Source organism: Brevundimonas sp., assembly GCF_041911375.1.
GTDB lineage: Bacteria > Pseudomonadota > Alphaproteobacteria > Caulobacterales > Caulobacteraceae > Brevundimonas.
Genome location: NZ_JAYRPA010000077.1, coordinates 1 through 2,564 on the forward strand (window position 1 = coordinate 1; position 2,564 = coordinate 2,564).

The 2,564-nt window shown below is 69.9% G+C and carries 3 protein-coding genes; 2 read left to right on the plus strand and 1 reads right to left on the minus strand.

Annotation, left to right across the window (positions count from 1 at the left end):
• Positions 1-174: 174 nt before the first annotated feature.
• Positions 175-1,422: an acyl-CoA dehydrogenase family protein gene (locus tag ACE3PU_RS13300; RefSeq protein ID WP_374390564.1), complete on the minus strand. Its 1,248-nt coding sequence runs from the start codon at positions 1,420-1,422 to the stop codon at positions 175-177.
• Between the two features lie 109 nt (positions 1,423-1,531).
• Here ACE3PU_RS13300 and ACE3PU_RS13305 point away from each other — a divergent pair, with 109 nt between their 5' ends.
• Both ACE3PU_RS13305 and ACE3PU_RS13310 read left to right on the plus strand, forming a co-directional pair.
• On the plus strand, positions 1,532-2,425 hold the full coding sequence (locus ACE3PU_RS13305) for a polyprenyl synthetase family protein (RefSeq protein WP_374390566.1): 894 nt from the start codon (positions 1,532-1,534) through the stop codon (positions 2,423-2,425).
• Positions 2,385-2,564 (plus strand): ATP-binding cassette domain-containing protein (locus ACE3PU_RS13310; RefSeq protein WP_374390568.1); only part of this gene is annotated, 180 nt, incomplete at its 3' end. The genes ACE3PU_RS13305 and ACE3PU_RS13310, both read left to right, overlap by 41 nt.

Consider the following 2,564-nt stretch of genomic DNA (forward strand, 5'->3'; position numbering starts at 1 on the left):
AATGGCATTGGTCAGGATTCGCCGCATGATGACCCCGGAGGCATATGGTAAATTCGCGCGCCCACGTGCCTCCGGCAACATAAACCATTTGTTAAGGTTAACGGCGAACCGGACGCCTGTGGAAAAACAAGCGCGCCGACCGGTACTTGTTCCCACAACTCCGAGGTACGGCCTTCACATTTGCGGGTAGAGCGTCTCGACGATCACCCGGGCGTCGTGGCGGGCGTCCAGCATGCCGTAGGTGCCGCGCCACTGCCCGGCGAGGCGGGTTTCGAGGAACGCGTCGGCGATGCGCCCGGCCCCCAGCCGTTTCAGTTCCGCTGCGGCGGCGGCCAGCGCAAGCTGCTCGGAGAGGATACGGGCCGAGCCCTCGTCGCGCTCGGCGACCTGAATGGCAGCGCGCAGCACGCCGATGGTGCCGCGCCCATGCGCGCCGAGATCGCGTTCAATCCCTGCCAGCACTTCCTCGAAGAGCGCGGGCGCCCGGCCGAGCACGCGCAGCACGTCCAGCGCCATGACGTTGCCGGAGCCCTCCCAGATCGCATTGACGGGAGCCTCGCGATAGTACCGCGCGAGTGGCCCCTCCTCCACATAGCCGTTGCCGCCGAGACACTCCATCGCCTCGTAGAGCAGCGCCGGCGCGATCTTGCACACCCAGTATTTCACGACCGGCGTCATCGCCCGCGCGAAAGCGGCTTCCCCACGCGATTCGGCGGCCTCATCGAAGGAACGCGCCAGACGGAAAGACAAAGCGGTGGCGCCGGCCACGTCCAGCGCCGCCACGCCCATGTGCGCCAGACGCCGCGCCACGGCGCCGGACAGGCCGGCGCCGGTTTCCTTGACGATCAGACGGCCGGGAAAGGCGGCGGCGACCTGTTCGATCGCGCGCCCGACGCCGCGCCAGTCGCGGTCGCCCTCGGGCTGGACGCCTTCCTGAAGCGGATTCAGGTGCAGGATCAGGCCGTCGGCGCCGATCATCTCCATCGCCCGCCGCGCTTCGTCAACGCCGTAGCCCAGGGCGAACTGGACGGCGCCCAGATTGGCCAGGATCATGGCGTCCGGCGCCCGGCGGCGCAGATCGAGGCCCAGACCCGAGCCGCCCTCGGTCTCCAGCGCCACCCTTTGCGAGCCGACGGCCAGAACGACGTCCATCGCCTGGGCCGCCTCGGCAAGGCGCGCATTGACCGCCTCGGCCCGCGAAGGGCCGCCGGTCATCGAGCTGATCAGGAAGGGCCGCGCCAGGCGCCGGCCAAGGAACCTTGTCGACAGGTCGATGTCGTCATGGCTGAGGTCCGGCAGGGCGTCGTGGACGAATCGGACCGCCTCCAGACCCGAGGCCGTCTGGCTGACGCCGCGTCCGGCCCGCACATGGTCGATGTGCTCGTCCTTGCGCCGGATCAGGGCGTCGGCGGCGGTGGACATTGGAACGGCTCCTGACGGGTTGCATCCGACGCGGTCGTGATGCCGTATGGGATCATAAAGGTTCGGATCGCCGTCGCAACGCGACGGTCGGCGACACCAGGAGACCGTCATGGCGATCGTCGGCGCTAGGCCCCAGCCTCAGGCATGCGACGCGTGCACGCCCGATGCGCTGCGCCTTCTGGTCCAGTCGCGTCTGGCCGAACTGGCGCCATCTCAGGACACCCTGCTGTCGCTGGCCGCGCGCGAGGCCCTGCTGGGGCATGGAAAGCGGGTTCGGCCCGTCCTGGCCATGCTGGCGGCGACCCATGTCGGGGGCCGGCCTGACGATGCGCTTGATTACGGCTGCGCGCTGGAGATGGTTCACGCCGCGTCCCTGGTGCTGGACGACCTGCCCTGCATGGACGACGCGGCGCTCAGGCGGGGCCAGCCCACGCTGCATCGCCGGCACGGCGAAGACGCGGCCGTGCTGGCGGCCGTGGCCCTGCTGAACCAGTCCACCCGCCTGATCCTGCAGAGCCGACTGCCGGCCGAGACGCGGGTCGCCACCCTGGACCTTCTGACGCAGGCGGTCGGGTTCGACGGTCTGGCGCAGGGGCAGATGCGCGATCTCCGCGACGACCCCGACGCGCGCGACGCCCTGGCCCTGAGGCAGATCAACGATCTGAAGACCGGGGGCCTGTTCGTGGCCACCGTGCGGGGCGGCGGCCTGCTGGGCGGCGGCGACGCGGACGACCTGATGCGGTTGTCGGCCTTCGGCGAGGCCGTGGGCTTCGCCTTTCAGCTGTATGACGACCTGCTGGACGCCTGTTCGACGGCGGACGCCCTGGGCAAGGACGTGGGGCAGGACCGGGAGACGACCACCTTCGTCGATCTTTGGGGCGAAGGGCGGGTGCGCGCGGCGGTTCGCCAGTCCCTGTTGTCGGCGGCCGACGCGGTGGGCCGCGACAGCCCCCTGTCCCTCTATGTTCTCGATCTCTTCCAGCAGGCCGACCTTGGGATCTAGCGTCGCGCCGGCGCTGGTCCTGAGCGGGATAGAGGCGGGCTATGACGGCCGGCCGGTGCTGCGGGACTTCAGCCTGACCGTTGATGCGGGCGAGGTATACGCCCTGCTGGGCGCGAACGGCGCCGGCAAGTCCACGGCG